This is a genomic window from Psychrobacter raelei, from assembly GCF_022631235.3.
In the GTDB taxonomy this organism is placed as follows: Bacteria; Pseudomonadota; Gammaproteobacteria; order Pseudomonadales; family Moraxellaceae; genus Psychrobacter; species Psychrobacter raelei.
The window spans coordinates 1,557,922-1,584,527 of the sequence record NZ_CP093310.2; the positions used below are offsets into that span (position 1 = coordinate 1,557,922).

At 43.6% G+C, this 26,606-nt stretch carries 24 protein-coding genes; all 24 read right to left on the reverse strand.

Annotation, left to right across the window (positions count from 1 at the left end; genetic code table 11):
• Positions 1 to 2: 2 nt before the first annotated feature.
• The gene (locus MN210_RS06595; protein ID WP_338412808.1) at positions 3 to 1,259 is read right to left on the reverse strand and encodes a BspA family leucine-rich repeat surface protein; all 1,257 of its coding nucleotides are present in this window, start codon (positions 1,257 to 1,259) and stop codon (positions 3 to 5) included.
• 99 nt (positions 1,260 to 1,358) lie between these two features.
• Positions 1,359 to 1,613: a hypothetical protein gene (locus tag MN210_RS06600; RefSeq protein WP_338412809.1), complete on the reverse strand. Its 255-nt coding sequence runs from the start codon at positions 1,611 to 1,613 to the stop codon at positions 1,359 to 1,361.
• Positions 1,614 to 1,622: 9 nt separating this feature from the next.
• Entirely contained in the window at positions 1,623 to 4,385 is a 2,763-nt protein-coding gene (locus MN210_RS06605; RefSeq protein ID WP_338412810.1) for a hypothetical protein, read from the reverse strand.
• A 2-nt stretch (positions 4,386 to 4,387) separates the two neighbouring features.
• Positions 4,388 to 4,531 (reverse strand): hypothetical protein, encoded by a 144-nt coding sequence (locus MN210_RS06610; RefSeq protein WP_241879644.1) that lies wholly within the window; start codon positions 4,529 to 4,531, stop codon positions 4,388 to 4,390.
• A 10-nt stretch (positions 4,532 to 4,541) separates the two neighbouring features.
• On the reverse strand, positions 4,542 to 4,934 hold the full coding sequence (locus tag MN210_RS06615) for a hypothetical protein (protein WP_241879645.1): 393 nt from the start codon (positions 4,932 to 4,934) through the stop codon (positions 4,542 to 4,544).
• Positions 4,935 to 4,943: 9 nt separating this feature from the next.
• The gene (locus MN210_RS06620; protein ID WP_338412811.1) at positions 4,944 to 5,537 is read right to left on the reverse strand and encodes a hypothetical protein; all 594 of its coding nucleotides are present in this window, start codon (positions 5,535 to 5,537) and stop codon (positions 4,944 to 4,946) included.
• Positions 5,524 to 6,477, reverse strand: a complete 954-nt coding sequence (locus tag MN210_RS06625; RefSeq protein WP_338412812.1) for a hypothetical protein — start codon at positions 6,475 to 6,477, stop codon at positions 5,524 to 5,526. The genes MN210_RS06620 and MN210_RS06625 overlap by 14 nt, the downstream gene beginning before the upstream one ends.
• Before the next feature lie 23 nt (positions 6,478 to 6,500).
• Positions 6,501 to 7,754 carry a hypothetical protein gene (locus MN210_RS06630; protein ID WP_241879649.1) on the reverse strand — a complete coding sequence of 418 codons (1,254 nt, stop codon included), beginning with the start codon at positions 7,752 to 7,754 and terminating at the stop codon, positions 6,501 to 6,503.
• Between the two features lie 57 nt (positions 7,755 to 7,811).
• Positions 7,812 to 8,375: a hypothetical protein gene (locus tag MN210_RS06635; RefSeq protein WP_241879650.1), complete on the reverse strand. Its 564-nt coding sequence runs from the start codon at positions 8,373 to 8,375 to the stop codon at positions 7,812 to 7,814.
• Positions 8,376 to 8,476: 101 nt separating this feature from the next.
• Entirely contained in the window at positions 8,477 to 10,285 is a 1,809-nt protein-coding gene (locus MN210_RS06640; protein WP_241879651.1) for a hypothetical protein, read from the reverse strand.
• Positions 10,286 to 10,481: 196 nt separating this feature from the next.
• Positions 10,482 to 11,048, reverse strand: coding sequence for a hypothetical protein (locus MN210_RS06645; protein ID WP_011960556.1), 567 nt, complete (start codon positions 11,046 to 11,048; stop codon positions 10,482 to 10,484).
• Positions 11,045 to 12,247 carry a hypothetical protein gene (locus MN210_RS06650; RefSeq protein ID WP_338411888.1) on the reverse strand — a complete coding sequence of 401 codons (1,203 nt, stop codon included), beginning with the start codon at positions 12,245 to 12,247 and terminating at the stop codon, positions 11,045 to 11,047. Before MN210_RS06650 ends, MN210_RS06645 begins: the two co-directional genes overlap by 4 nt.
• A gap of 293 nt (positions 12,248 to 12,540) precedes the next feature.
• Entirely contained in the window at positions 12,541 to 13,908 is a 1,368-nt protein-coding gene (locus tag MN210_RS06655) for a phage baseplate protein (RefSeq protein ID WP_338411889.1), read from the reverse strand.
• Positions 13,909 to 13,992: 84 nt separating this feature from the next.
• Positions 13,993 to 16,014, reverse strand: coding sequence for a Hint domain-containing homing endonuclease (locus MN210_RS06660; RefSeq protein ID WP_338411890.1), 2,022 nt, complete (start codon positions 16,012 to 16,014; stop codon positions 13,993 to 13,995).
• Between the two features lie 22 nt (positions 16,015 to 16,036).
• Positions 16,037 to 16,561 (reverse strand): hypothetical protein, encoded by a 525-nt coding sequence (locus MN210_RS06665; RefSeq protein WP_241879658.1) that lies wholly within the window; start codon positions 16,559 to 16,561, stop codon positions 16,037 to 16,039.
• On the reverse strand, positions 16,554 to 17,564 hold the full coding sequence (locus MN210_RS06670) for a hypothetical protein (protein ID WP_338411891.1): 1,011 nt from the start codon (positions 17,562 to 17,564) through the stop codon (positions 16,554 to 16,556). Before MN210_RS06670 ends, MN210_RS06665 begins: the two co-directional genes overlap by 8 nt.
• A 14-nt stretch (positions 17,565 to 17,578) precedes the next feature.
• A complete protein-coding gene (locus tag MN210_RS06675; RefSeq protein WP_241879661.1) occupies positions 17,579 to 18,511 on the reverse strand; it encodes a hypothetical protein in 933 nt (310 codons plus the stop codon).
• 93 nt (positions 18,512 to 18,604) lie between these two features.
• Positions 18,605 to 21,532, reverse strand: coding sequence for a phage tail tip lysozyme (locus tag MN210_RS06680; RefSeq protein ID WP_338411892.1), 2,928 nt, complete (start codon positions 21,530 to 21,532; stop codon positions 18,605 to 18,607).
• 236 nt (positions 21,533 to 21,768) lie between these two features.
• Positions 21,769 to 22,656: a type II restriction endonuclease gene (locus tag MN210_RS06685; protein ID WP_338411893.1), complete on the reverse strand. Its 888-nt coding sequence runs from the start codon at positions 22,654 to 22,656 to the stop codon at positions 21,769 to 21,771.
• A gap of 3 nt (positions 22,657 to 22,659) precedes the next feature.
• Entirely contained in the window at positions 22,660 to 23,337 is a 678-nt protein-coding gene (locus tag MN210_RS06690; RefSeq protein WP_425605648.1) for a DNA adenine methylase, read from the reverse strand.
• 146 nt (positions 23,338 to 23,483) lie between these two features.
• Positions 23,484 to 24,638: an RNA-guided endonuclease InsQ/TnpB family protein gene (locus tag MN210_RS06695; RefSeq protein ID WP_338411895.1), complete on the reverse strand. Its 1,155-nt coding sequence runs from the start codon at positions 24,636 to 24,638 to the stop codon at positions 23,484 to 23,486.
• Positions 24,635 to 25,249 (reverse strand): IS607 family transposase, encoded by a 615-nt coding sequence (locus MN210_RS06700; RefSeq protein ID WP_201545905.1) that lies wholly within the window; start codon positions 25,247 to 25,249, stop codon positions 24,635 to 24,637. Before MN210_RS06700 ends, MN210_RS06695 begins: the two co-directional genes overlap by 4 nt.
• A gap of 21 nt (positions 25,250 to 25,270) precedes the next feature.
• Complete coding sequence (locus tag MN210_RS06705) at positions 25,271 to 25,570, reverse strand: DNA adenine methylase (protein ID WP_338411896.1); 300 nt, start codon at positions 25,568 to 25,570, stop codon at positions 25,271 to 25,273.
• Positions 25,571 to 25,580: 10 nt separating this feature from the next.
• Positions 25,581 to 26,576: an IS4 family transposase gene (locus MN210_RS06710; protein ID WP_338412830.1), complete on the reverse strand. Its 996-nt coding sequence runs from the start codon at positions 26,574 to 26,576 to the stop codon at positions 25,581 to 25,583.
• Positions 26,577 to 26,606 lie beyond the last annotated feature (30 nt).

Consider the following 26,606-nt stretch of genomic DNA (forward strand, 5'->3'; position numbering starts at 1 on the left):
TCCTATGCTTGATCCTCACCGCGCGGGCAGGTACCCCATACGGGTCTTGGTAGGGTCCAGCTGGTTGCATTGATATCAAACCATCCGGGTGCTGTTGTTATAAGAGGTACGCACCATTCAGATAGGTCCTGATTAAATGAAGTAGCACTACCAAACATATTATTCATATTAGTGACTTTACTAGTGTCCCATGAAGATAGGTCTTGGTCGAATGAACTAGCTCCACTAAACATATTACTCATATTAGTAACATTACTAGTATCCCAGTGAGATATATCCTGATTAAATGAACTAGCTCCACTAAACATATTACTCATACCAGTAACATTACTAGTGTCCCAGTGAGATATATCCTGATTAAATGAACTAGCTCCACTAAACATAGTACCCATATTAGTAACATTACTAGTGTCCCATGTGGATATATCACCATTAAATAAAGTAGCGGCACTAAACATATTATTCATACTAGCAACATTACTAGTATCCCAGTGAGATATATCCTGATTAAATGAACTAGCTCCACTAAACATATTACTCATATTAGTAACATTACTAGTGTCCCATGTGGATATATCACCATTAAATAAAGTAGCGGCACTAAACATATTACTCATACCAGTAACATTACTAGTGTCCCATGTAGTTAAGTCTTGGTTAAATGAGGTAGCCTTATAAAACATAGTACCCATATTAGTAACATTACTAGTGTCCCATGAAGATAGGTCTTGGTCGAATGAACTAGCTCCACTAAACATATTACTCATATTAGTAACATTACTAGTATCCCAGTGAGATATATCCTGATTAAATGAACTAGCTCCACTAAACATATTACTCATACCAGTAATGTGGGAAGTAGCTGCACGTTCTGCATACAATCTAGCATCTTTTCTAGTGTAAACCGAAACATACTCTTTAGGATCGCCTTCAAACTTATAGGTTTCACCCTCCGGTACGCCTTTATTATAAACAATGCCTGTGTCAGTGGCTTTATACCAGCCAGTGCCAGGATAGTCTTTGGCTAGGCCAGACTCTCTATGTATCTTTTCAAGTCTAGCTACTCGTGATTCTGCTTCTGCAATATTTGAAATACCCTCTGTTTTTTCAGACAGCTTGGTTAAGTCGCTACCAATCACTAATGAGCGATCCAGCAATTCCTCTAATGACCCCCCAAGGCCTTTGATTTTTGAAACTAACGACACGCTAACTTCGTCTATAAACTTAATAAATTCATCATGTGATGCTAACTTCTTCATACTACTCACCTATGTTGATTGATGTGGCTAAAAAAATGCCCATATTCTTAGATATGGGCATAGTATAAAGTCAGACAATGGTTTTGGTTGCACGTGTTCCTATACCCCTTGAGTATCTTCGCCCAAGTCTTGCTCATCTACTTGATGATACGACTCTAGCTTAGCAATTCGTGCTTCTAAGTCATGTAGCGGATCAATTTTTTGAGATAAAGTGGTGATAGTTGCTTCGCTCTCGCCAATGCGACCATCTAGCTTTTCAATCCCTTGCTTAATATCAGCAATCATCGATCCTACCGACGCACCAAGCGCGTCGATAAATTCATTTAATTTTTCATGTGGTACTAATTTTTTCATATTATCCACCTATGCTTGGCCTTCTGTAATTCCATCGCTAATTGCTTGCTCTAAAGCCTCTGCAAATCGCTCTGCATAGCCATCACCTAGAACAATATCTTCTTCTGCTAAAGCGGCAATATTGGTGCGTGCCTGCTTCTGCTGCTCCACTGTGAAAGACTGGGCTTGTGTGGCATTAACAAGGCCGTTATCGGCTTGTGCCAGTGCCGTGATTTTATCGGCCAATTCTTTCAAGGTGTCAGAATCCGCATCAGCGCCGTTGATCAAATCAGTAATAGCCTGCGTTAACTCATCTTTGGTGGCGTATGGTGCTACTAGGCCAGGCAATGATGAAACAAGGGCATATTCCTCGCCTTCTGGGGCTTTATCAGCTTTAATAGCAATCTGCTCATTGATAGCGGTTTCAGCGGCTTCACGGGCCGTTTTTTCAGCTTCAATCGCTTCTTGCAACTGCTCGCCAGCCTTCGCTAGTTCGCCTCGGATAGCCTCGTCTGCTGCATCTGCCGCTTGCTTTAAGGTTTGGTCAGCTTTGATAAACTCACTGCGAATAACAGCACTTTCAACCTTTCTAGCTTCTTCCTCTGTGCTAATAGCTTCTTGAAGTTGCTGGCTAGACTGGGTAAGCTCGCTGCGAATAGCTGCGTCTTTCGCCTCAATGTCGTCTTTTAAGCTTTGGTCTGCTAAAGCAAGTTCGCTGCGAATAGCTGTGTTTTCAGACTTACGCTCGGCCTGCTCTTTGTCAATAGCTGCTTGTAGATCAACGCCTTTATTCTGAATAGAATCAGCTAGTTCCGTTTTGGCTTGTGCAAGCTCTGTACGATCAGCTTTAGTGCTATTGATTGTTGTTACTGACTGCTCAAAAACCGCTTGAGCTACTGCGTCGATATTTTTACGCGCAATTTGCTTGTTGGTTTCTTTAAACTCTTGAGCACTGGTAGCACTAACTAGGCCTTTATCAGCTTGTGCCAGGGCTGTGATCTTATCGGCCAGCTCTTTTAACGTATCAGAATCAGCATCGGCACCGTTGATTAAGTCGGTGATCGCTTTGGTTAGCTCGTTCTTAGTGGCAAACTCACTGCGAATGGCCGCATCTTCCGACTTACGGGCTGCACTTTCTGCATCAATAGTGCTTTGTATTAACTGATTAATGCCTGCCAGCTCGCCACGAATAGCCGTATCTTCTGCTTTACGTGCGTTCTCTTCTGAAGCAACCTTTGCCTTTAGGCTTTGGTCGATAAGTGACAATTCACCACGGATCGCTTCATCTTCTGCTTTACGAGCACCTTCTTCTGCTAAAACAGCTGCTTGCACCTGGCTATCAGCTTTGTTGAAGTCATTGCGAATAGAAGAATCTCTTGCGTTGATCGTATCAATCAGACTATCTTTTAGCTTTTGGTCTGCTTGGGCAAACTCGCTACGAATAGCAGTATCTTCAACCTTACGAACCACCGATTCTGCATCAATACCGCTTTGTAGTACCTCAATATAATTGGTAACTTCACTGCGTAAAGAGATTTCTTTGGTGTTGATCATAGCTGTCAAAGCTTCTTTGTTCATGTCGTCTGCATGAGCAAATGCTGTGCGAATTGCTGCACTGTCTGCTTTGCGATTAGCTACCTCATCATCAATAGATGATCTAAGCTGGGTACTCTTAGTATTAATAGAGTCTCTTAGCTCTGTTTTGGCTAAGCTAAGCTCTTCACGGGTTGCTTTAACCTTATCAATTTCAGCTACCTCTTTTTCAAACGTGGCTTTAGCTACTGCATCAATGTTATTGCGTGCAATCTCTTTGTTAGCCGCTTTGAATGATTGGGTTTCGGTAGCACTCACCAATCCCTTATCAGCTTGAGCCAGGGCAGTAATTTTGTCCGCAAGTTCTTTTAAAGAGTCTGAATCGGCGTCTGCACCGTTAATTAAATCGGTGATCGCCTGGGTTAATTCAGCCTTAGTTGCGTACTTGTTACGGATATCGGTATCTTGTGCTTTACGGGTTGCCGCTTCTGAATCAATCGCTTTTTGTAGCTCTTGATCAGCTAAGGCAAACTCATTACGGATCGCCGTATCTTCTGCTAAGCGTTCAGCTGCTTCATCTTCAATGGCTTTTTGGGCCTGCTGGCTAGATTCAGCAAGTTCACCGCGAATGGCTATATCTTCAGCCTTACGCGCTTCTGATTCTTCTTTAGCTTCTTGTTTTAGGGTTTGAGTAGCTTGGGATAATTCACCACGAATAGCCGTATCTGCTGCTTCAAATGCACTTTTAAGCGTTTTATCGGCAGCTGCAAACTCACCGCGAATGGCTTTATCTTCGGCCTTACGAGAAGTCTCTTCTGCACTGATAGCCGTTTGTAGTTGAGTCTTGGTTGCCTGGATTGAGCCTGATAACTCTGTTTCAACCTGGTTAAGTTCAGTACGTGATGCCTTATCGCTATTAATAGCACTAACTTGTTGAGCAAAGTTTTCATCAGCTTCAAATAAGTCTGCTATCTTATCTGCAAGCTCTTTTAAAGTATCATCATCTTCATCAGCACCATTGATAAGATCAGTGATAGCTTGTTGTAGCTCTACCTTGCTGGCAAGCTTAGCAGCCTCTTCTTTGGTGGCATAAATCTCGCCAGCCTCAACAGTTGCTTTTTTAACCTCGTTAATGGCAGCAACAACGCTCTTTTTGTCGCCAGTTTCAAGCTTGCTAACACTACCAATATCTTTACCGATACGGGCTGCAAGCTCTCTTACGTCTGTGTCCTTGGTAAGAACAACACCTTTAATACTCATAGTTAATCTTCCTCTTTGCCTTCGCCTGATTGCTCATAAACTGCAATGTAGCCGCTACTTAATTTAATATCATCAACCTTCACAGACCGCTGGCAGGCCTCTTCAAGCTCTTCGATTTTCCCCTCTTCCACCAGAACATACGCCATAAATTAACTCCTATTGCTCATTTTGGCCTTGTTGATAATCAGGGGTATAATTGTCGTCACCGACTACCATATCGCCCTCTTTAATAGTTTTGTTAAAGCAATCAGTTAAGCCACTCAAGTCAGCACGCTTGTAGCTGCTGCCCACTCGCATAACCCAAACTTCACTCAATCCACTGTTTAAAGCGTCCTCAATAGCTAGGAAACTAGGGTTTGCCACATCACGGCCCAGAATGGCTGAAAAATTGCCTTCATTGACCTTAAATGGGGTACCCATAACGCCACGTTTGAACCGACCAACGATGATACCGTTCGTGACGTTTTGAAGCTTCGTGGATTCTGTCTTATCAATAACATCACCACGCTGTACGCCAACAGCGGTTTTTAAAATCTTAGTTGTGATCATATTTCCGCCTTAGTTTTTCACTTCTTTTTGTAGTAGGAATAAAAAGCGATTATCCCTACCCATGCCTATGCGATACAAAGTTGTATCACCTTCTAATAACTGCAACTTATGCTCTGTTCTATACTTTTCGCGCTGATATCGACAACAAAGCATTGAGTCCTTGACGTAAGCAAAGATCACATCAGACGTACTATCAGTTGCATATCTATTGTCATCTAAGGCCACCATAGGGCTCTGACTGCCTTTTATTGAGGCTGTAACAGTTCCGGAAAGCGAACCATTGTGGCCCACCCATAGCTTCGACTCCAAGCCAGCCTGGTAAGCTATTACCAGATTCATATTGCGATCAAAAGCCACTGAAACCGATGTTATGCTCTTATCGGTTAGCACCCTATCAGGCCTAGTAGAATCAGTACGCTGCAAATAAATGGCCGCCCCATCCGTCCAAGCCTGCCAGACATAATTGGTTATACCTTGAGTGGTGTCGCCTATATCAATACCACCTAAACAAAACGAGCGTGTATTGGGGTGCTTTCTATCCCTTGGCTCATGCAGATCACCAAGCCATTTTCTTGCACGCTTAATTTTGTTATTCGGTAACATTTAAATCGCCTTCGTAACGTGACCAAGTAAAGCGAATTGGCACCGTCAAGGTATCGTTTTTCGACTTAGGTATTGGGTCGTCACTCTGCTGTGATCCGTACTGAATCTGATAGTTACCCATAGTTGTTGGTACCAACACACTTCTAACCGGAAAACGTGCATCATCAAGACCGAAGAAAATACTCATATCGCGTGTGTATGAGCCTTCCTCGTAGTCACTAAGCGTTACACTGGCGGCCTCACCCATATTGATGCTTGGCACACCTGTAACCTCGCCAATATCGCCAGCATACGAATAGAAACCGTTATAGGTTTCTGATGAGTATTCGGTATCTTCTGCAAACGCCATGCCTGCCTTGTATTCATAGTAAGCACCTTCATCACCAATACCAGACAAGCGGCATCTAGCGTTATATAGCTTTTCGCCCCCAATATCATCGGTAATCTTGATGGAAAAATCTTTATCCGATAGGTCAAAAACCTGCCAGATGCGGTAGGTGATCTCCAGCACTTCATCTTCTTTAAGCGTGATTGTGATTGGTTCACCTTCTGCGCTTTTGATTAATGCCCTGGTGCAAAGATGGTATTCATCTTCACTGACAAACTCACTAGCCAAACCAACCTCTGAAATAGACTCGCCGCTAATATCCTCAAAGCGATATGTGCTAGAACGCCACACCTTGAACTCTTGATCACCACTTAAATACGGCTCTGAACCTCTATCATCAGCTTCAATAGAGTTGTTTTTAGCCACAAAGCTGACCAACTTGTCTTGTGTGGCTTCTGGTGCATCCTCGCCGGCGCCAATCACACAGTGAGCAAAAATATCATCACCGTGGCCACCGCCAAAAAAGTCCAAGCCCGTATTAAGAAACATGTTCTTTTGGTAGCCAGTATCTTGAACGGTTGTGCCGTCTTTCTTTTTGACAATGCAACGCAACTCGCCTGCAAAACCTGTTTTCATTATTTGACCCTCTGTGTTGTAAAGATATTTAGTGGTTTAATAATTGGGGTGTAGCCGTCCTGGGAAACCTCTATATCCACTTGTTCAAAATCAACCTTGGTTGCATCCAAGGCTTCAACTCCAACTAAATAGCCGCTATTTGCATCATAATTGCCAGCAAGGTAATTAATATGCTCGATATCCATAAGCTCTAAGTCGGCTGAATAACCATCGCTTATCGTCGTGTAATAACCCTTGTCTGTTATGTGGACGCTCAACGGTTTAACTGCTGGCAAGTAACCGCTATCAATCTTGATATCGACAACACTTAAAGCTTGGTGTAATACCAGTGATAACTGCTCAACTTGCGGCTGGTAACTCTCGTCATTAGCAGTCGTCTCAACCAGCCCATTCGACATAATTAAGTCTAGCAAGGTATAACTTTGTGTATAAAAGCCTGTTCCTGCATTTGCGCTCTGAGTCTGCAATGCCTGTGACAGCTGAACGTCTAGAATTTCAGCTTTAGGTGTGTATTTTGAGTGAATGTCTTTTTCTTTAGTTTTCGATATACGCTCAATATTTAGCTGATCGGCTGACACGCTATAACCGTATTCATAATCAAATGACTTAAAGCCATAACGCAACGATAGCGGTAAAATCTCAACGCCAGGCTTATAACTATCTACGATTGGTACTGGCTGCTTAACCACCGATCCCAGGTGAGACTGCAATAGTTCAATTTTTGACTTATAGCCTTCTGCAATATCAAACGCCTTGCCAAATGTTATTTTCTTGATATCAAAGTGAGTAACGCCAGGTAAGTATGAATCAACGATCTCGCCAGCCTTTTTGATTAGCGACCTTAATTGAGCGTCAAGCGGCTCAAGCAATGGCACGTAAATATCATCCCTAACCATTGGCACTGGGTATAAATTACTTTCAAATGCTATCTGCTCAAACGTCTTTCCATCTGTAACTTCGGTTCCATTGCTAAGCTTTAGAATTGGATCGCCTATACGCAAGATCCACAACTCAGTGGCTCCAGCAATGAAGGCATCTTGGACAATTAAATAACTTGGGTTGGCCCGATCCTCACCCAGTAAGGCCTTGTAGTTTTGGGGATTGACCTTGAATGGCTTGTCTGAACGGCCACGCTTGAAGCGGCCAACAATAACGCCATTTTGGTTGATTGACGGCACGTTTGGGCTTGCATTTCCAGAAACCTCGTCCTGGCTTATACCTACTGCACGTCCTAAAGTATTGCTATTTAACATTTAAGCCGCCCTTAGCCAAAAGATGGCTGCGATGCAAAGCACCACAGCCTATAGGGTTTAAAGAATTACTAAAACTTTGCCGCGCGTTGCGTTGATCTGTTCGATATTGCGCAACACACGCTCTTTGGTAATGCTTGGCTTGAGTTCGATAACCGCTTCTTTACGAGCGTAAAACAAGGTGCGGCTATGCGGGTCATATAGATTGTATGCACCACTGTTGTAAACAGTGATTTGTTCAAACTCTTTTGCCTCAACTTCTGCCTCAACTTCTGCCTCAACTTCTGCCTCAACTTCTGCCTCAACTTCTGCCTCAACTTCTGCCTCAACTTCTGCTTCAACTTCTGCTTCAACTTCTGCTTCAACTTCTGCTTCAACTTCTGCTTCAACTTCTGCTTCAACTTCTGCTTCAACTTCTGCTTCAACTGGCTCAAGATCGGCCTGTTTAGCGTCAAGAAATCGCCAGATTAAAGCGTCTTTACTATCGTTAGAACGATAAGCAACGGCCAAGCCTCTAAGCTCTGCTTGCAGTTCTTTAACCGTATAGGTTTCATCAACTTCTGCATATTCAGGGTTGATAGCAAGTTCTGCTAAATCACCTGGTACTTGTTTTGGTTCTGTCATAATCAGCCTCATGTTTTTGTCAAAAGAAAGGCCCTGTTGCCACAGACAACAAGGCCAGTTTTAACCATGCAACGTGGCGGTTACATGGCTAAGCTATTGGCTTAAAGTGATGGTAAGTTACGTAACTCAATCAACATGCACTGGTTGCGATAACGTGGGATTGGGTTAGCTTCTGCCGCCATACGGTTATAAACCGCTACGTCTTTTTCAAACGCATTAGCTGATGAAGCCAGAACCATAGTAGGAACTGCAACAGTACCTACAAACGGTGCTTTTGCTGGTGTTGTTGCACGTGGCACTAACAACGCATAACCACCCTGGGTTAATTCATCTTCGTTAAACACACCCATTGAGGCTGGCACGTAGTAAATGTTTACGCCAGTGTTTAACTGGCCAATGCGGTAGATTGAGTATTGATCACCGTATTGTTCGCCAGTTGGGGTGTATTCGTCACGGCTCATAGCTTCAAAGAACGCTGCACCACGATCAGATACGTATAAGTCATACTGACCAATAGCTGTATTGGTGATTGTTGATAGCGCGGTACGAGCCTTGCCTAAAACGACACGGATGTTTGAGTAAAGATCAGTTAATGTGGTGTGAGTCACGCCAGCGATATCAGCGTCGAATACTTTGACGTGCTGCTCTTGGTTGGCTAGACACTGGTTAACTGCACCACGTAATAAGCGGCCGTTTTGCTCAAAGTTGTATTTGTTGATAAATAACATTTGAGCTGCTGCATACCAGTTAATACCTAGCTCATTTTGTAGCTGGGTAATTGCGTCGATGGTAGCGGTAGAGCGAGCGCGGCTTGGGTAAGCGTAAACGCCATAGTAGTTAAACGCCATATCGTGACTTGGTGCGCGTAAGATATAGTCGCCTTTCTCGTCTTTACGCTCATAGTCAAAGATTAATTCAACTTCTACTTCGTCTGCACCTGGAGCAGCGCCGTCGGTAGTATCAAAAGCAACTTCAACTGTGTGACTATCAAGATCTGCAACTGCCGACTTAACGATAAAGGTATCTGCACCTAAAGTAATAGGATCAAGTGGCTGTAACGTGCTCTTGCCGCCAAAAGTTGGGTGACTGCGATGATTGTCGTTAGCAACTTCAACGCCGCGAACTTTAATGCTTACACGCCCGCCTACAAATGGGGCTTTGATAGAGTCTTTATCTACAACAAACTTAGTTGTTTTGTTGTCGCGGATCTCTTTAGTGTAGGCTACGTGTGATTCAAGGGTGAATTTACCCTCGCCTGCATCTTCCATAACCAATAGGTGACGATTATCGAAGTATGGTAAGCCTGCTTTTTCACCGTCGATTAATTCACCACGGCGCATAACGCCCATATCCATGCCAGCGGTACCTTCACCGGCAACGATTGGTACTTCGTTTGAGCCAGTTGGGTTAGGTAGCATTGAGATTAATGGTAGGCTGTTTGCGATACCCATAGTAATAACAACTTGTACGGCAGCTGGTACTACTGATAAGGCTTCATGGTGGCTAAATGATAGGCTGTCAAATGATGGGTCGTTATCATCGCCGCGATGGGCATTTTCGGTAAATGCGGTAGCAGCTGATAAAGCCGACTGTACTACTTCTACTGGTGGCATATCGCCGCCATTGCGACGCTGATATTCTGCAATACCATCACGTAAGCCGTCGAATACCGCTTGCTTGCCAGCTGGGGCAGCTGCAATGTTTTGAGCCTCTAACAGTTTTTGCAATGACTCAGGAATGGCCTGTAATCCCATTTCACGATCATGCGAGTTAGCAGCGATCATTGAGTCAAATTGTGCAACGTCAGATTGTTTGGCATCAAACTTAGCAAATTCGCGCATAAACTGGCGTGTTTTTGTAAGCTCATTAGAAACAACGGATAAATGTTGTTTGGCTTGGTCTTTATTCATAAGAATATTCCTATCGTCATTGAAAAAAATTGAACATATCCGATAGGGTTATATTAAGACTCGCCTAGACACCCTTTTTAGGGGTGTTCCAATAGCAAAAAAACCGCCATTTAAGGCGGTTAATGGGTGTTGCTGGCAGGCTTACATCAAGAAGGTTAAAAAAAACACCAGTACAAGGTTGAATGTGTCTAAAACCTTACTTGTACGGTACTTCCACATCCTCAATTTCGCTTTCATCAAACGCATCCAAATATTCCAGGTCAAATCTTTGGTTTAGTAGGTACCTATGGCCATGACTCACCAACAATGAATTACCAACCACGCCTACGCACTCATGGTATTCCTTATGGTTGTTTAATAAAAAGCAAAACAGGTCGCCTTTTTTGGGGTTCCAGTCTGGTCTCATTCTTATACGATCGTCGCCTTCCAAATCAATATCGTAAGGCTCAATCAATACCATTGAGCTAAACTGCTCTGGGGTGATAAACATGCCGCTATCGTGCATAGGCCCGCCTAAGCTATCTAGTAGCACCACCATAGCGTGTCCTAATGGCTCATAGTCTATTGAATGTTCATCACTGTCACTTACTGTACCAAGGCCAGCCCATGACAAGTCTGAACGCTCATAATCATCATCATTCACTGTTAGCACTTTACGTCTAAACACAAACGTCGGGATCGTTGATTGATTGCGCAGCGTGATAATACGTGTACTTAGTGCCTGACCGTCTGTGACTAGCTTATTTTCAATTTTAAGCGTCATCGTTTACCCCATTTCTTTTCAAAATCTTGAATATCTGCCTGGTATAGCTGCTTGTACCTGTCTGGTATGCCCTTTTGCTGCAACTGGCTTTGCGCGTACTTATAACTACTTAACTCAGCCTTTGTTGGCTCATACGGGCGTGCTTTAGCTTGCCGTTTTTGTTCAGTGCGTACTTTTTGCTCGGCCTGTTTAACAGCTTGCTTGATCACCTTCGACCAATGTAAACGGCCATTCCAGTTGTTGAGTGCTTGAGTCTGTTTAGCTGCTTCTCGTTTGACTTGCTGGCTTGTGCGTCTATGCGATTTAACCTGGTTTTCAGCCATGGCAATATCAGCCTTGGCATAGTCTCTTACCTGGCTTAGCATCATACCGCTTGTTAAGTGCTTCATCACTCGCAATACATGCTTACAAGCCACCCCAGTTAAATTAGGGTTACGTGTTGACGGGTACCTGTTTTCATCAATGCCATAGTTATACTTGCCAACGGTGGCAATATAGCGATACCAAAATTGATGACGGCCACAGTCACAGTCAAATCTTATCTTGCCGTGTAATATGCTATTTCTTACCTCTGTCATGCTAGGTGGCTTGGTTCTTAGCAGCAATCCAGGGTAATCTAGCAGCTGTACTGTCACCTTGTGGTTAGCAACCTTACTTTCTGGCCCTGAATTGGTTAAGAAAAACAAGGTATTGCCTTGTCTCTTATAAACCATAGCCATGTAAATTTGCTTGTTGGCTCGCTGGATATCGACGGGCCTTGAGTTGTTGATCACGTCTTGAGGGGTGATACCTCCAGCGAACTTCTTAGCCGCCTTCTTAACGTTTGCCAGGTATGCGTCTAATACGCTTGCGTCCAATACCTGCATTAAGCTTTCGTTACGCTTGGTATTGCCTAGCGTAAATTCCAATAGCTCGCTTGCTGATATGCCAGCTAAGCTTTTAGCACTGGCCACCAGGGATTGTAACTGCTGGCTAGTTAGCCTTTCACCGCCCTTGATATCCCTGATCGTATCTTTTAGATACCTGTTATGCTGGCTGGCAAATTTGCCCTGCTCGCTGGCCTGCCTGGCTGTATCAATACGCCAACGCCTAAGCTCTTCAAGGCTCATATTGTTTACAAGCCTATCCTGCCGGCTTACTGGGTTATCCTGATTTTGTGGGCTGTTATTGTTAAACCAGTCAGTATCTAGGTTATCCATTTATACCCCTTTTAAATACCTGCGTTTGATTGCTATTAAATCCCTAGCGACTGGCAAAAAGATAATGTCTTTGGGCAATGGCTGGCCAATCCTATTCGTGCCAGCGCATACCATAACAACGTCTGCATAACTGCGATCCCTGTATGCTCTAAACGCAATTAACGTGGGGTCGTGAATTTCATCATTACCCACTTTCCAGGTTATTAGCCTATCGGTGCGGCCACGTCGATAAAGCAAGTCAACGTGATCACGTATCGCATTGTGATAAATGTTTAATATGTTCTCAATCATGGTTAAGCTGTCCGTAACCAGTAAGCCACAACGATTGAAGGCTGCACGTTATTGTGCGGCTTATCTTTCCACCCTGTTTCCGATGTGGGTAAAGGGATCATCTTGCCTTGGCTACCACTCGCGTAACCTGTACCACCCCCGCCGTGCCTACGTGCCCCGTGATAACCTGCTTCCCTAACTTTAAGCGCTGTTGAGGGCATCTCTTCTGCTACAAGCTTATGCTCATAAGCACCAAATGATGATTTAAGCGTCTTGGTCCATGCCGGATCAGCTGCTTTGGTTGACATACCAACAAGCGTCTTACCTTCTGCGAACCTAGCCCATGTGCCATAACCCAAAGCTGTATTAACTTCTGCGCTGCTCTTGTAATCATTGGTCGTCACATACACAGAACCAATTGGCATTTCAGTAACCTTGCCTTGAGCTGCTGTTAGCTGCTTCTGCAATTCCTCAATCTGTTTCTTCATGCCAGCCAGGTCTTTATCTTGCAAATACTGAGGATGCGGGTCGGTTGAGTCGGCATGGGTAGATAAGTCTGTTTTCTTAGCGTATTGAGGGTGCGGATCAGCTGCACTTGTATGAGCTGATAAGTCTGTTTTCTTGGCATACTGCGCATGCGGATCAGCTGCTTTCACATGGCTATCAAGATCAGTAGATACTTTGTTGATATCCTTGCCATGCTGAGCGATTGTGCCAGCATTTGTGTCCACTAGCTTTTTAAGCGCATCGTATTGCTTAACGTGTGCATCATGCTCTGTTTTAAGTGTGTACTGCGGGTGTGGGTTTGGCGCCTTTAGGTGTTCCGCCAGGTTGTTAGATGCACTATTGATATTCTCGCCAAGCTTATCCACCTTTTTATCAAGCTGGGCCAGCTTATCAGCCTTAACGTATTGAGGGTGGGGGTCTGGTGCTGCTAAGTGATCTTCAATCATCTTAATAACAATAGCGCTATCAGGATCGGTAGTGACTGTGATATTACTAACATCCAGGTCACTTAAAGACATGCCAAAACTACCAACAAATGTAACGTTTGCATAAACGGTAAATAATGGCTCGGTACTGGCGGCAATTGCAAAAAGCTTATTATCGCTGGTTAGCAATCCAACTTCGTAGATATCCCTTGACATGACGCTATTCAAAGTAACACTGAATCGTAAAGATTTGCTCTCCTTCTCAATACCGCTTGTTACGATATCGGATCGCATAGCTTCTGCCTTGATACGCGTCTCTCTGCCGTTTGGTACGTATTTTGACGTGCCAGCAACAAACGTCTTTAAAGACAAGCTTATACCTTGCTTTTGAGCGTCTAACACCGCTAAACGCCCTTCATCGGTTATCTTAAATATAATTGGGTTTGGTTTATTCGCCATGGTTTACGCAATCCTTAAAGTTTTGGTATTGCATAAGTTTAACTACCTGGGCTGGCAGGTGTGCCATGTGTTCCATTTGCAAGCTTAAATATCAAGCAAAGAGTCAGCCGCCTCATTGAGCAAATCCCACTCATTATCCTCATCGCTACCAGCACTTATATCCTCGTAGCTTTCAACCGGCGCATAGCTTATGTTTTCCATAAAACCAAAGGCTATGGTATCTGCGATATCGGGCGACTTAATACCCTTTTTGAGCATGTCCTTTTTACTCATCATGCACCAACGGGCCTTCTCATCAAAATAGTATGGTAGGCGTGTTATTTGCTCTTCTAAGTTGGTCATTACCTGGTACATTTTTTTGACTTTATCGCTTACACTAAAGCGGCCACTTTCTACTGCTTTGGCCATAGCCACATAGGCATGACTACGCTTATTCATGTAATAGCGTTTGAGCGTATTGTTAAAGCAAGGTGAGCCCCAATGCACTTCATCAAAATAAACCCCGTCAGCTTTTACCGACTGCGTTAAGCCCATCCCAGCGCCTAGCGGGTCAATAACCAATGTCGCGCCCGGGTAATCGCTCATTACATCATTAATTTTGGCTTTAAGCGTATTGATATTAGCTCTATTACTAAACAGCGGTATATCAAGTAAATGTGCGTGCCTCTCAATACGGCCTTTAACCATTTTGTCCACTACTTGCATAACCGAGATTACACTGCTATCACGGCCAACATCGCCACCCACGTCCACAGTTACGATAATGCCCCATTTATCGCCTTCTTCAATCACACAAGGCTGCTGCTTCATGTTTTCGTAGTCAGTGCGCGTTAATAGGTACTCGCCTTTAAGCTCTGGAAACTTACCGCGAATACGAATCAGATAACCTGGACTGTTTCGGCTGCCATATTGATATAGGGCTTCTACTAGCTTGTTCTTACTAACGATCGGTGACATTTCACCGTTGAACTCAAGAGCAATCCATTTACCGCCATTATGGTGGCTCAACTTATGGTGCGTATCGTAGAAGAAGCCGGTATTCTTAGCAGGCTGGCTAGTCAATACAGCGCGGTTGTTTTCATGGGTTAATGCACCAATAGCAACTTCCATAACCGCATCATCGATACCACAAGCTTCATCGGCCCACACCATGTAGTGATCGCCGTGTTGACCTGCTATGTTAGTTGGTTGATGTTTTGGGGCTGTCTTAGCAAACACAAACCAGGTGTCTTTAAAGCCCTTGATATAGATTTTTTCTGCTAGTACGACAACATAGTCGGCCAGCCAGCCTAGCGCCTTGTTATTGCGTAGGCGCTGCAAACAAATATTGATTTCCTTCCATACAACGGTTCTAAGTTGCCCGATTTGAGGTGCGGTGAACAGCATAACCGATTCAGGGTAAAATAAAAGGTGCCATAAGGCGATAATGCCGGCTGAGCGCGATTTGCCTGTATTATGAAGTACCGTAAAGTCCCCACCTAGGAACTGGCTATTACCATCTAGCACAAAGCCGTAGTAATTCCCTTCGCCCAAAAAAGCTACTTCCTCAATATAAGAAATATGATAATCAGTATCACTTATTTGAAAATTGAGAAGGCTGTTTTCCGACTTGCCTAATACATACTCATGTAAAAAATACTTATCAGGTGATTGGATATAATCATAGACCGTTAAATTTAAAGTTTGCTTGGTCCGAATATCGAATAAACACAAAATATGGCTGGCGTTATAAGTAATTTTAGTGCCATTGGACCGTCTAAATTCAAATAGTTCTTGCACACCTGAGACAACATCTAAGGCCTCCCTTACAGACCTCCCATCATCGCCCATGAGCTTATCGCCAACCTGTATATCTTGTACCTTCTTCACCTCACCTGTGGATAGCATTATCGGTGTATCAATCCCAAAGCAACCATGACCAGAGGCAACACTTGTGCGGCTGCCAGGCACGACTATAGACTTGAACAATAATTCTTGTTGCCATGTTACCGCTTGCCCGGCTTGTACAGTCATGTCTAACGCTTCGACGGCAAAGCGCGTGATATCATAGCGATACCTGTCACATACCTCACGCCACTCAGGCAGTAGCATTAAATCATCTAACATTTTTAGCCCTTAATACTAAATACTAAATACTAAACGGCATTAAACCATAGTCGCTTTCCTTGTCGTTTGAGCTGTCATCAAGCGTTATCGGTGCTGTTGCCATAATATAGCCGCCATGCACCTTTCTTGCAGCCCAGATAGCCAATAAAACAGCCATATGGCCATTAGTAATACCCATAGAGTCAAAATCCAACACTTGCCCGCGCTCGTCCATTTTTCGCAACTGAATAACATCTTTTGGCTCGTATCGTCTTAATGCGTCCTCAATGCCAACTAGGCCTGATCGCTGAGCCTCGTTATAAACGGCCATAACCTCCTTCATCTGCTCTGACTCGTTAAAGCTCATATCCCAATAATCAAAGATCATTGGGGTGTCAGTAACTACAACGGTACTATCGCTCGGTACTGGCTGCTCTTTCCAGCTGGCTTGTTTCTTAATAACTACCCTACCTGACGTGGGCAATACTACGCCAAGCACTCGTACAGCCTCGCCAGCATAAGCAGCTGCCCTTGCGTCAATAACGACTGGTTTAACCTGATCATTCATCGTCGGTAGGTCCTTTTTTATCCACCTTAGTTTCAGTGATCACACCCGTATCAGGGTCAATAGCAACTCTGAATTCATGGTCTGTATCTTCATCATCAATACTGGCTTCAATAACCAGGCTGTTAAGCTTGTCGTAATCATCGCGACTGCCTTCAACTGGTTTAACGCCTGGAACCGGCACTCTTGGGCTGTTAATGGCCGGCCCGTCTGGGTTATTAGGGTCAAGCGGTATGGTTGGCTTCTCTGGGTCATATTCAGGGTTAGGCCGTGTTGGCAAGCTCTCGTATGGCTCACCCATATCGGTTACATCATCCCATTCGCCGCCCAAGCCAACAAACTCAGGGATAGCACCAACAATCGTACAATCAACAGTGGCAATAAACAGGTTTTTAAGGTCAGTTGTTGCACTATCAGGGTAAAGACTATTTTCTAATACCCTAAAATTCCAATCATCTTTAATTGGCTTACCCTCAAGAACCCCAACATCATAAGACACTGGGAATGTTCTTTTTTCCTCATGCCTCCAAAAGTTTGCAAACTGCCTGGCAATATCTGACGCACTGTGGGGATCTGGGCTAAAAAAAGCTATCTGACAACGATAAGCTACGGGCACCGATCGCATTTGTACGACTCGCTTTAGTGGGTCTTGAGGTAGAACCACGTTTACCCAATACGGTAGGCCGCCAACCTGATCATACTCAGGTGGCGTTTCAATCGGGCTAATAGCCGTCATAAGCACTGGCAAATAAACGGACGAACCAGACTCTTTTTTATAACCTGCGTTCTTTGCGTTATCAGTCTCTTGTATTGCTTTTAGCATGCCTTCCACATCATCAACCATAGAAGTCCTGGCCACAACAATAGCCGCTTCTAGCCTGCGTCGCTTCCAGTCGTAAACGCCTTGAGTTGTTGGCATGCACCATTGCCTAAAATCCCTTAACTTCATGGCCCAAGCTATCTGCAAATACTCAAGCGGTGATAGCAGTCGTTTAGTTTTGCTCATTGTTTAATCCCTATTTAAAGGCCACGAAATCTATCGACAATGCTAATGCGCTCTTGTGGTGCTTCTGACCTGCCAGCCACCTTTTCTAGCTCACTTATGCGTAAATCTGCGTCTGACGTGCTACCAATATGAAAGCTATCCCATTGGGCCTTAATCTCGTTAAACGGCTTAGAAGGGCAAATTAGGCTATCAAAAAGCTCTAATTCTCGCTGCTTCTTGCGCTCTAATACTTTTTGACGACGTAATTCTGCATTGATCAAAGCGTCTTGGGCTGCCAGTGCTTCACGCTGATAATGGCTTACCAGTGACTCTGAATGTAAAGCTGTTTGCATTGAGTCATATTGAGCAATGATGATGCGTTCTAAAGCCTCTTTTAAGACAATCTGGTCTTGTGGCAGCTCTACCAGGCTATCAAAGCACGCCTCACCTTCGGTATAAGCGCCATTCAAGATGCTATCAAACATGCCGTCGCCTTTATTTGTGGCATAGTTTGGTGTTCTCACATAGTCAAAGCCATGAAAGCCGGTAACTTCATAATAACCGTCTGGCTTGCGTCTGCGATTAATAGCGCTGCTAAAGCCGCCGGCCTTGTTAGCGTATAAACGCGCGGCAAATTGGCCGTCGTCCGTATCTAAGAACTCATGCTGGGTTACGACGTTGCCGTCATCGTCAGCTTCAAGCCTGATGGTGCGTAAGGCTGGCTGGATTTTAATAATACGGCCCGTCTTTTCATCCACCCATTGGTCTGGTGGGTACATGCCAAAGCGTGCTCTTATCTCATGGCCGTTAAAGCCAAATAAATCACCACTGCTGACAAGCTCTTGAACCTCTGGTGAATTAATCTTTTTAACCATTGAGCTGATATCTAAGTCTGATCTATCCTGGCCATTGTATTTACGGCCACGATCCGCCAGGTTGTATGTAATAACTTTCGTTTTCTTAGCCATGAAAAACCCCTCAAAAAAGGCATAGAATATTTAATAATATGCCTTAGTTTAAGGGGTTAAGCGCTTTTGCCTTTGGGGTGTTCCTTTAGACTCTTAGTCCCAAGCCATACTCATACTCATACCCATGCCACCAGTAATTGCATGTGCTAAATCCCTGTCTGACACATTCTGACCGATGCTTTCATTGTTAGCTTGAACAATAATCGGCTTATCCTGGCTGCCACCTGCCAGCGGCAATCTAAATGAGGGCATATCAGGTATGTTAAGCACGTTTTTAAGGATCGACGCACCCAAATCGAGGCCTAACGATTGGCTGGCTGGCAAGTAACTTGTATTGGCGGTTGGCATAAAGTTTGATGCACCAGCACCGCTTGGAACCTTCCCACCACCCATGTAAGCAGGCACAGACTCTCTATATTGAGCCTCTATTCTACTTGCAATAGCAGCACGATCACGTTTTTCAGCTTCGGTATTTTGGGGTCGCTCATAGTATTGAGAAAAATCCTTAGCTGCCTGCTCAGAAGTCTTGGCCTCTTTAAGCTTTTTACCAGCCTTCTTCTCTAATGGCCCACCGTTTTTTAATTCCCACTGAACAAACTTCAATTGCTCTTCAAAGGTAGATTGACGGATATCCTTACCAAACACGCGTTTAAAATCTTGTTGGCGTGGTGGGTGCCACTGTGCAATACCGTAGGCTTGGCCGCTATCGCCTAGTCTTTTTCCTGATATCACGTTTGGATCAAACCCGCCACTTTCTTTATGTAGGTTAGCAACAATACCGATCGCCTGCTGTTTGGTCCAACCCTGCCCCATAAAATAACTAATCGCCTTGTCTTGGTAGTTACTTGCACCGCCAATCGCAACACTCGACGGCGCTGCTGGTGCTTTCAACTGTCCTCTAAGCTCTTTGTAAGGGTCAACAACTGTCACCCCAAATTGTCGGCCGTTAAGGTTTTTAACGTACTCGCTAAGCTCTGTTTTTCTAACCCCTGTCTTACCGTCTGAGCCTTTGGATGATGTAGATTCAGACACGTATTTAACGCCGTTTTCCTCAACAATCTGCACGATATGGCCGATGTTTTTGTATCTGCCTTCTTTTCTTGCATGCTCCCCTCGTGACTCACCAATAACCATGCCAGCCTGCAACTTGTTGATATCTAGTTGAGCCCAACTGTTCGCCGTGGTCATGAGGCGCCCTTTCTTTTCTTCTGACTGGATAATGCCAGCTGCTCCACCGCTTGCGTCAATACGAGCGCGTTTAGCCGCCTCTGGCCCTAGCTGCTCTTCAATCTGTCTTACGGTATCTTTGTTTAATTGATCAACCCAGCCTGAACAATCAATAACACCGCCGCTGAAGTTTTTAGCGCCCATTTTATAAGTGACACCATCTTTGGCTGATGTTAGGCCCGAACCAAAATCAACCTTCCAGTCACCCATGCCACTATCACCACCAAAACCCAGCATGCTGCCCAAGCCACTAGCCATGTTTGACACCCATGACTTCATGCCGCCGGCTGCTTCACTTAGTTTAGAAAGGACCGGTGCTAATCCGGTCTCCCACTTAGATTGCATTTTTTGAGGTAAGTTGTAAGCCTTAACGCTATCAGTCCATGACTTGATATGAGGTGACGCTGTACGACCTAAAACCTCGCCGCCCTCGCTACCTATCCACCCACCCACGGCCGCTCCAATAGCTGTACCCACTACTGGCACTGGTATTAGCACTGAGCCTACAGCGCCGCCAGCCATAGCACCAACACCGCCGCCAGCTACACTACCAATGCCCGCTGTTCTCTCTTCATCATCGAGATCATCCCAACGACTCGCCAGACTCCCCACGCCAATAGCTGTTGCCAGTGGTGTCAGCACTCTAGCCTTGCCAAGCGCTTTAGCTGCCTTGCCAATATGCTTGCTGCCATTCTTGCCAGCACCTAATAAAGCAGCTCCAGCTCCAGATAATATAGCCTTAACGCCTTTACCTTTGCCCTTGCCCTTTCCGCCGCCACCGCCGCCCAGAATGCCTAAGCCACGCCCTAATTTACCCAGTAACGAACCGTCACCACTTGGCATCCTTTTCAGAATCTCGCCTAGCGTTTCCTCGTTCTGCTTGTTATGTCTTTCCTGCTCCTTCGGCAACGGCTCTTTGCGCTTCAAACTCTTGTACTTTGAGAACGAGAACCTGCCTGCCCTTAACGCTGCCTTGCCAGCCATTCCGCCAATCTTGCCAGCTTGCATGGCCATACCGACCATGGGTGTTGCTACATCCTTGATCTCATTCATTGATGCAATTAGCGGGTCAATATCTTGAGCGCCACCATAACCGCCATAGCTACTACGGCCGCTATTAGCCACCTTGGCCAGCGAATCAAATAGCGATTTCTCCTTGGCTGTAAAGCGGCCCTTCTCGTCTCTATTTTTATCGCTATCTTTTTTGCTTTTCTCACGCCCATTCTTACCGGTAGGGTTGTTGGCCTTGCGAGCTGCACCAGGTATGCCACCAGCTGCGTTGTTAGTGGCGTCTAGCCGCCCCTCGGCCTTACCCTTACCACCTGTTGAACTATTAACGCCGCTTGAGCCGCTATCGCGCTGGCTATCAGCTCTATTTGCTGCTGAGCCTGATTTTACGGTAGCATTTGCAGTGACATTACTAAGAGTGTCGCCGCCCTTCCCGCCGGCTGACATTACCTCGCTTTTTTCTGGCTGACTCGTACTACTTAACCTCTGTCTATGTTGCTGCTTTGATTGTGCCTGGCTCTGCGTGCTCGGCTGGCTTATACCAGTCAATCTTGAATCATTGGGATCGTAAGTTGGCACCACGCCCTGAATACGCATAGACTTCTTGTTAGCTATACGCTCATTGGATTTAGCTATACGGTTTAATACCGTTTGGTTAATTTGATTTTGTGATTTGAGTATCTGTATGATCTCTTGAGTATCTTCACCGATTGACTTAATACCGCTTTCTAGCCGCTTTGTGCCAATAATGAAGCCCTGATCATCATAGTTAAGATAAGTTGCCATGATAAAGCCTTATAATACTGTACGTGTGGCTTAAATTATGGCACTGCTGGCGGGTTGTAGCTTTGAGTGTTCCTAAGGGCATGAAAAAAGCGACTGATAATTAAATCAATCGCTTTTAATAGAGACTTTCCTACGGCCAGGCCCTAAATAGCTTCAATAGTTCCCACCAGTGCCACTTTTGTCTATTTTGAATCACTGGTTTTATATCGTTTGCTTCCTGATCAGGATGGACTCCCTCATAAAATTATTTTTTCTAAATATCCTTTTTGCAACATATCAATGTTCAATAAATAATTACCTTCATCAAAATAATCTCTAAGTGGCTTAGTGGTTGTTAGCCAGCCCTTACCATCAGTAACCCATATAAACTCTATATCTTGAGCCTTCCATAACTCACTCATTTTTGTGTATTCTGAGGCAGTAGATTTTAGTTTTGAGCCCCCACCGTTATAAAAGTTACATTCTATAAAGAATAGCTTACCTGTGCTTTTTTTATAAATAACAAAATCAATGTTTTTACCTGCCTTACCTATTTTTACGTCCACATCCCATGCTTCTTTAATACTTTTGACGTTGCCTTGAGGTAAATATTCCAGGTCGTTTTCATGACAGAAAAGTGCCACAAATGACTCTACTAGCTTCTCCATTTGTGTACCACCACGGTTCTTCCGAGCATTTGAGTCAAGCCCTACCTCAACTCCTGTACAATAATCAGGCAGGTTTCTGATACTCCTGTCTTGCATCATCTTGCCAAGACCAGAATGCATAACAAAATCGACTAAATTATTTAAATCATCATCTGTAAACTCTCTATGCTTAAAGTCAAAGTTTCTATGGATATAGTTAGTTTTGTCTATGAGAATATCAATTGAGTTATCCCGTATAGCGAGTAAAGCAGGGATAGCTTTAACTGTTTTTGGATACTCTTTGAAAATATCAAACAAAGCACCTTCAATATCCTCCTTACCTACAGCAGCATTTAGGATATTTAACTCTTTCTCTATAGGCGCAATCTTGGTTAAAACCTTTGCCCAATTAACAAAATAATCATATTGGAGAATACCTCTTTGGCTTAAAGTATTTACCATTTGAGTAAAGTGTGCCGCTTCGTATAGCTCTTTCATTATTTAATAGTTCCTAATCAGTAGCTCATTAATTTGCCCACGCTTAGTACCTTTAGAGTTGATATTACGGCTAGCTTTAACACGTTCTATTTTATAGCCCTCATACAAATCATCAAAAAATGTATTAGTAACATCAAAATTAGTTGTATCTGAATTACTTAGCAGCCACTGATGACCTTGCTCATCTAGTAGGTCACAAACTAGCTTTAGCTTCACCTGATCATCATCATTAAAGCTATCTTTAGCATAAGAGGTAAAGCTGGATGAATCATTCAATGGTTTATATGGTGGGTCAAAATAAAAGAACGTAGGTAACCCCTCAGGGTTATCCTCATTAGCTAATTTTAGGGCCCCTTCAAAGCTGATATTACATATATCTACACCAGATAATAGCCGTGAAGCTTTCAGAATAACGTCTTCAAACACAAAGTTAGGCTTCTTGTAGCTTCCTATAGGAACATTAAAACCATTATTTTTATTTACCCTATACAAACCGTTAAAGCCAGCCCTATTTAGAAAAATGAATAGCCCTGCATGTTCTACAGAACTGACATCTCTTTTATTAAAACTATCTCTTTTATCGTAATAAAACGGCTGCTTTGCCTCTTTGTCTTCAAGCTTATCGTACTCACTTTGAATAAGCTTCAAATAATCCAATAACTCGGTAGGGTTTGATTTAATTACCGTTCCGAAAAACTTATCTAAATCTACTCACGTAGTTTTAGTATTTTCTTCCTGCTTCATAGATGTTTGCCTTTGTGGTTACACGCAGGTCTTATATCATCTCCACAGGCTAACACGGTGGAACTCACCGCTTTGTTAACCCATCACTGATGGGTTAAAACTTTATCAGCATGTTGCAATATATTGATACTGGCGTTGATATCTCTATCATTTGCTTGCTGACAAGACGAACACTGCCATCGTCTAACTGATAGTGGTAATTCGTCTTTGGTTAGCAAGTGACCGCAATTAGAACAAGTTTTAGATGATGGAAACCATCTATCTAACTCTTTGACGGTTTTACCGTATTGATTGGCCTTATAAACAAGCTGACGCTTAAACTCATAAAAACCTAAATCACTAATCGCACGACTTAATTTGCGGTTCTGCATCATGCCTTTAGTGTTTAGGTTTTCAATCGCAACAACATCATACTCACTCACTAAACCAGTAGTAAGCTTATGTAGTGCATCCTTACGGATATTACTAATTTGCAGGTGCAATCGTGATAGCTTGGCTTTCGCTTTAGCACGATTATTACTGCCTTTTTGTTTACGACTTAATTGGCGACTAAGCCTTTTAAGTTTCTTGAGTTTCGCCTTAAGTGGGTTGGGTGCTTTAACTTTACTACCGTCTGATAGAGTGATTAAGTCAGTAATACCTAGGTCTACACCAGTTTGCTTACCTGTCTTTTTGGTAAGGTTTACAATATCAGCTATTTCAACTGCAACAGAGACAAACCATCTCCCACCTCTGCTAAAGACTTTAGCTGAGAGCATTTTACCGACAAAACGCAGCTCTTCACGCATACGAACCCAACCTAGATTTGGTATGCGAATCTGCTTGCCTTTTACAGCGAACTGGTCATTGGATAGACTAAACCTATCGTTAACACCTTTTTTACGAAACTGTGGATACTTAGCCTCGCCTTTAAAAAATCGTTTGTAGGCATCACCTAGTTGCATAATAGCGAGCTGTGGGGCGCACTTCGTTACCTCAAGCATAAACGGGTACTTATCACGCTTAATGGCGTTTAATTGCTTGCGTAACTTGCCTTGGCTAGGCTTTAGTAACTTACTTTCATCAATATCAATGCCAATAATGCGACAAGCATCTTGATAGGCCTTATCTTGAGCATACTGTCGTTGCCACTCGGCTAACGCCCAGTTATAGGCAAGACGAGCAACACCACAAGCTTTAGCGAAATAAGTTGCTTGCTTATTGTTTGGATTAAGCTCAATAACATGGCCTCGTATCATTCTAAACTCGCCTTAACTGCTTCAATGAGTTTTTTGTTTTTCTTGCTACGTGACCCGTAAAGTCTTGCTGAAAACACGGTGATAATCTCAAGTACGTCTTGTGCTAACTCTTCCTCAAACGATAAGTTCTCGCCCTGATTGATAATAACCACTTCGACTTGACGAGCTTCACACAAAGCAAAAACAAGTTCTGCCCCAAAACGCAGTAATCTATCTTTATGGGTTAGCACCAGCCTGTCTATTTTGTTGTCTAAAATATCATCAAGCAGGCGTTTTAAGCCTTTTTTATGATAGTTCATACCACTGCCTAAATCGCTAATCACTTCAAATGACCAGCCTTGAGCAGAGCAGTACAGCTCAAGCATCTCAATTTGACGCTGCAAGTCTGGATTTTGGTCATGACTTGATACACGAGCATAAGCTATGGTTTTGCGTTGTTGTTCCACCTTATTACGAGTCAGGTTTGGGTTTATTTTAGATAAGTCGTATCTACGATGACCTTTTGGTGTTCTTTGAGCTACAAGCACTCCTGTCTCATCCCATCTTCGCAGGGTTGAAACGGAAACGCCTAACTGGTTAGCTGCTTGTTTTATGCTTAATAATCTATTCATAGTAAGTAATTATAAATAGATTTAGATAGAATTTATGTTACTGTTTGTAGCCCTGTAAAGATTTATCAAGTCGCTATTAATATCGTTTAATATCACTTTAGTGGGCGGATGTGGACTATCTAAAAGATGTAATGCCACTGCCCCACTACCCACAAAGGGTTCAACATACTGATAGGGCGACTTGTTATATACATATTCTGGTAACCTCTTAACAATTTCCGGAATTAGCTGACTTTTTCCACCAGCCCACTTTAAAAATGGTTTTGCCACTGCACTCGCCTTTTTGTTTTTAAAAAAAATACACAATTTATCTCTGCACACGACAAAAAAATTATCCCCACCCAATTTTCATAGGTTTAGGGGTTAAAAAGCTAACTAACTGTCGAAGTACAGTCTTATCATTGTTAAAAAACACCAAGCGCAGGCCCTCAATCAACACATCCAGGCCAAGCACAAACAAACTGGCTTGAGGTCGAGCGTTTGACTTCAACTTGCGTTTTAACGGCTTATCTTTGTCTTTATAAATACCGACATGATAAGCCCAACAAAATGCTAAGGCGTTCACTGCGACTAATTTACTGACCCGATCAAGATGGGTTAAGTGGGTATCTTCAAGATTAAAGCCACGCCCCTTTAAACAAGCAAATAAAGTCTCAATCTCCCAACGCTTAGCATAGCTTGTCATCGCATCCACTGTTTCTAGTTGATTGGTTGCGACAATCACTAAACCATAGTCTTTATCACGCTTGGCAAATACTCGAACCAAACAACCATCGACAGTCAGTATTCGCCCATGTCGATATGTTTCTTGATGGCTAACATGGCGCAATAACTCTTTAATCTGTACCAACTTGCCATGATGATTCTTAACTTTACTGTTCTTCTTAATCCGTATGGCAAAGGGTATGTGATTATTGGTGAGCCAGTTAAACCATTTTTCGCCAACAAACTCTCTGTCCGCTACTATCATCTCAAGGTTATCTTTGCCAAATTGTTTGATAAACCGCTCAATAAGTTCACAGCGTTCAAGATGGTTTGTATTACCTCGCTTATCTAGCATTTGCCAGTATAAGGGGATGGCTATCCCTTTATATACCACCCCTAGCATAAAGATGTTGAGGTTACTTTTACCCCATTTCCAGTTGGTGCGGTCAATGGTTAAGGTGACTTTGCCTAGCCCAAATAGTCGATATATCATTAAAGCTAATTGATCGTAGTCTATCCTCGCTTCGGCAAAAAATCGCTGTAGTCTGCGATAGTGGCTGTCGGTCTTGCCACCCTTAGGGAGGTGTCTTGCTATTTTTTTTAAGATTACTGCTTTGAGCAGTAATCAGGGCTATTATCATTAGGCTCAAAC

What these genes read in the sequence shown, in the direction of transcription:
- MN210_RS06700 (WP_201545905.1), bottom strand. Translation starts at nt 25,249, where the DNA reads ATGAATAGATTATTAAGCATAAAACAAGCAGCTAACCAGTTAGGCGTT.
- MN210_RS06620 (WP_338412811.1), bottom strand. Translation starts at nt 5,537, where the DNA reads ATGTTACCGAATAACAAAATTAAGCGTGCAAGAAAATGGCTTGGTGAT.
- MN210_RS06655 (WP_338411889.1), bottom strand. Translation starts at nt 13,908, where the DNA reads ATGGCGAATAAACCAAACCCAATTATATTTAAGATAACCGATGAAGGG.
- MN210_RS06605 (WP_338412810.1), bottom strand. Translation starts at nt 4,385, where the DNA reads ATGAGTATTAAAGGTGTTGTTCTTACCAAGGACACAGACGTAAGAGAG.
- MN210_RS06610 (WP_241879644.1), bottom strand. Translation starts at nt 4,531, where the DNA reads ATGGCGTATGTTCTGGTGGAAGAGGGGAAAATCGAAGAGCTTGAAGAG.
- MN210_RS06680 (WP_338411892.1), bottom strand. Translation starts at nt 21,532, where the DNA reads ATGGCAACTTATCTTAACTATGATGATCAGGGCTTCATTATTGGCACA.
- MN210_RS06615 (WP_241879645.1), bottom strand. Translation starts at nt 4,934, where the DNA reads ATGATCACAACTAAGATTTTAAAAACCGCTGTTGGCGTACAGCGTGGT.
- MN210_RS06695 (WP_338411895.1), bottom strand. Translation starts at nt 24,638, where the DNA reads ATGATACGAGGCCATGTTATTGAGCTTAATCCAAACAATAAGCAAGCA.
- MN210_RS06660 (WP_338411890.1), bottom strand. Translation starts at nt 16,014, where the DNA reads ATGTTAGATGATTTAATGCTACTGCCTGAGTGGCGTGAGGTATGTGAC.
- MN210_RS06665 (WP_241879658.1), bottom strand. Translation starts at nt 16,561, where the DNA reads ATGAATGATCAGGTTAAACCAGTCGTTATTGACGCAAGGGCAGCTGCT.
- MN210_RS06685 (WP_338411893.1), bottom strand. Translation starts at nt 22,656, where the DNA reads ATGAAAGAGCTATACGAAGCGGCACACTTTACTCAAATGGTAAATACT.
- MN210_RS06600 (WP_338412809.1), bottom strand. Translation starts at nt 1,613, where the DNA reads ATGAAAAAATTAGTACCACATGAAAAATTAAATGAATTTATCGACGCG.
- MN210_RS06635 (WP_241879650.1), bottom strand. Translation starts at nt 8,375, where the DNA reads ATGACAGAACCAAAACAAGTACCAGGTGATTTAGCAGAACTTGCTATC.
- MN210_RS06650 (WP_338411888.1), bottom strand. Translation starts at nt 12,247, where the DNA reads ATGGATAACCTAGATACTGACTGGTTTAACAATAACAGCCCACAAAAT.
- MN210_RS06670 (WP_338411891.1), bottom strand. Translation starts at nt 17,564, where the DNA reads ATGAGCAAAACTAAACGACTGCTATCACCGCTTGAGTATTTGCAGATA.
- MN210_RS06640 (WP_241879651.1), bottom strand. Translation starts at nt 10,285, where the DNA reads ATGAATAAAGACCAAGCCAAACAACATTTATCCGTTGTTTCTAATGAG.
- MN210_RS06595 (WP_338412808.1), bottom strand. Translation starts at nt 1,259, where the DNA reads ATGAAGAAGTTAGCATCACATGATGAATTTATTAAGTTTATAGACGAA.
- MN210_RS06675 (WP_241879661.1), bottom strand. Translation starts at nt 18,511, where the DNA reads ATGGCTAAGAAAACGAAAGTTATTACATACAACCTGGCGGATCGTGGC.
- MN210_RS06645 (WP_011960556.1), bottom strand. Translation starts at nt 11,048, where the DNA reads ATGACGCTTAAAATTGAAAATAAGCTAGTCACAGACGGTCAGGCACTA.
- MN210_RS06630 (WP_241879649.1), bottom strand. Translation starts at nt 7,754, where the DNA reads ATGTTAAATAGCAATACTTTAGGACGTGCAGTAGGTATAAGCCAGGAC.